The sequence below is a fragment of the Chamaesiphon sp. OTE_20_metabat_361 genome (assembly GCF_031364565.1).
In genome coordinates, this window is the sequence record NZ_JANLWO010000829.1 from 1 (window position 1) to 2728 (window position 2728).

Sequence of the window (2728 nt, forward strand, 5' to 3'; positions counted from 1 at the left end):
GCAGCATGTTGTCTGCACCATCAAGTCAAGCCTTGACCGCAACTACTAGCTTTGTCTGCGGTAAATCTGAAGGTAAACCAGCAACAGTAGCCAGAACTAGAAAAGGTGATATCCCAATTATATTGTGGAGTTCCGCAGCCATGAGCGAATCCGGATTTACACCACAAGTTCGTTGCCAACAAGTCTCCGCTAGATTTCAATCCTTGTACCGCAGTGGTAAGTTAAAATCTCTGACTACTGGTACGCTGAACAATCAACCAGTAGTTTGTGCGACGAATAAAGTCAGTACTTCGTGTAACGCGCAAAATTTATTGTACACGCTCAAACCCAATTCCGATCCCCAGCAAGTCATCAAAAGACTCAACGCCATCCGCAATCGCGCCAGTTCTAGAAGTATCGAAGAAAGTGCCGGAATTACCCCGACATCTGATAACTCGATCGATCTCGATTGGCTTACTGAAGATAATTAGGTATTGAGGAATGGGAGATGGGAGTAGTCTTGTCGTCCCAGTAGGGTGGGCAGTGCCCACCATCAGGATTACAGGTGATTTTTAGTAGTTAAAATAACTACTCCCTTCCTACCCAAGAAATAGACATTTGCAATTCAATAGTCACTATCCACTATCCATCCTAGATGTCTAATTTGTCACTGGGAAGGGAGTATGCTGAGCTACTTACTCAATTCCCAACATCGAGATCAGCCGATCGATCTCGCAATGATTGCCAAATAACTCCCGCGCACAATTAATTTTGATCGTTTCTTGCAGGCGAACTTGACCGAAAGCCCGATCGATAATTTCTACAGTTGTCAGCGTATCCAAATCTACCGACAGAATGGGGATTTCCAGGTCTTCAGCACGACTGAGTATGAATGGTTGAGGGCTGAGATGTCCGGTCAAAATCAAGCACTGTGTAGAGGTTTCTAGCGCGGCTAACTGAATATCGGCGCGATCGCCGCCAGTGACGACCGCCATATTATTGCCGCGTCGAAAATATTCCAGTGCCGAGTTGACATTCATCGCCCCGATCGATAAGCTTTCCACCATCAGATCCAACCTGTCGGGACGACACAATACTTCAGCCTTGAGCTGTTCGACCAATTGCTTGACAGTCACGCTCCGGAGCAGTCCATTCCGATGTACGACCCCAAACACCGGGATACCATGCTGTTCTAGAAAGGGTACTAAGGAGGTTTGGACGGAATCGACGCGATCGCGGGGAATGTCATTGATGACACACCCCAATAATCGCTTGCCAAGCTGCTCAGCCGCCGATAATAACAGATCCACACTTGAGAGCGGATGGTACCGATTGACCAGCAGCACTCCCGCATTAAGGGTTTCAGCCACCTGTGCAGTCGCCAAATCGAATAAACTCCCTTCGTGGAGATTGGCACCACCTTCGACGATCGTTAGATTGCCAGGGAGCTGGAGACTATCTTTGAGTAACTTAGTATAGTCTTGTAGATCGACCCCAGTCAGCCGCTCGATCGTCCTATTAGCATCCAAACCCAGTAATGGCAGCCCCAGTCGCTCTGAAGGCAAGGCTAAGGCTTGTGCCATCAGTCGGACATCGCCATCGAGGTGAGAATTGGTCGCATTGACAGTCACAACTGGCTGAGCATAGGCAATTTCCACCCCCTTTTCTTGCAAGCGAGCAGCAATTCCCAAAATTGTTGCCGACTTCCCACTACATGCTTCCGTCGAAGCCACCAGCAAGTACTTCATAGCCATCCCCACACACTTACCCTTAGTCATTTAACGACTTAACTCAATAATTCATCATCGGCAACAATTCCTCAGCAGATAACTCGTTACCGATATATCTTCCGTGCCTAGAGGTAAATCTAATATATACTGCCGCACACCAAGATCCAATCCGATATTCGATCGACAATCTGCTCCCGAGCAAGTGAATCCAGATTAACTTGCCATCGATCGTCAGGTGAATCTAACTTACCCGCGATCCTCATGACTCAGATCGCAGCTCAAGATGTTCCTTGCCGATTCCAAATCGGTCTGCGGCTATAGTGGATATAAAGATTATAAATTAGAAGTATAGGTCGGATCGCTCGCAATTGTGCTATTTTCAGCAGTTTTAGGTAAAGTCACTGAGGAAAGTTGGCTAGATATCGATCGATATCCAGCTAAAGGATGCGACTCATAGCTACCGTAATAACGCTGCAATCTGCTGTGAAGAGCCAGTCTCAGCACTTAGGGCTATTCTTCCATTCTCATCAACTTATAGTAAAAGTATTGCGGAAAATCCGGAGTATTGGTGTCGCGAATATTAATCAGCCAGTCGATGAGATAGCCGATTAGCTCGGAGTTGACCAAATTCACATCGTAGGTCAGATCGGCATTGTCATCAAACATCATCGTACATCTGGTGAGATCGCCAGGGAGATTTTGAATCACCCAGTTAATCGCATATGGAATTTTCTCCCCACCTTCGATCGCCCGATGACCGCCAAGTCCGCCTTTACTGTAAAGTGTGATTGCTTTGGGCAGCACGTTCCGTTTGGCGGCAGACTTCATAAAGTACGGCGCATATAAATTTACCTTATCTGGCTGCGCGGGAATTATTTCATCAAATAAATTCATCGATTTAGGGGGTAGGGGTTAGGGGTTAGGCTTTAGGCTTTAGGCTTTAGGCTTTAGGTAGTGGCTCGACACGACTAAAAATGTGGGTAAAGCGATCGCCAAACATATTGCTAGTTGTATTTTTC

Annotated in this window: 3 protein-coding genes; 1 reads left to right on the forward strand and 2 read right to left on the reverse strand. The window is 46.8% G+C overall.

Translation table 11 applies throughout. The annotated features are described in order from the left end of the window. Nucleotides 1-470: COP23 domain-containing protein (locus RMO35_RS23230; protein ID WP_309744796.1), on the forward strand; the 470-nt coding region annotated here is incomplete at its 5' end. Between the two features lie 204 nt (nt 471-674). On the opposite strand, the gene RMO35_RS23235 is transcribed toward RMO35_RS23230, so the two are convergent. Together RMO35_RS23235 and ebsA are read right to left on the reverse strand one after the other, a co-directional pair. Then, entirely contained in the window at nt 675-1757 is a 1083-nt protein-coding gene (locus tag RMO35_RS23235) for a phosphotransacetylase family protein (protein ID WP_396135718.1), read from the reverse strand. Nucleotides 1758-2219: 462 nt separating this feature from the next. Further along, nucleotides 2220-2603 (reverse strand): type IV pilus biogenesis protein EbsA, encoded by a 384-nt coding sequence (gene ebsA, locus RMO35_RS23240; protein ID WP_309744798.1) that lies wholly within the window; start codon nt 2601-2603, stop codon nt 2220-2222. Nucleotides 2604-2728: the final 125 nt, after the last annotated feature.

Bases quoted from the DNA above. Each gene is read 5' to 3' on its own strand.
- RMO35_RS23235 (WP_396135718.1), bottom strand. From the start codon at position 1,757: ATGACTAAGGGTAAGTGTGTGGGGATGGCTATGAAGTACTTGCTGGTG.
- ebsA (WP_309744798.1), bottom strand. From the start codon at position 2,603: ATGAATTTATTTGATGAAATAATTCCCGCGCAGCCAGATAAGGTAAAT.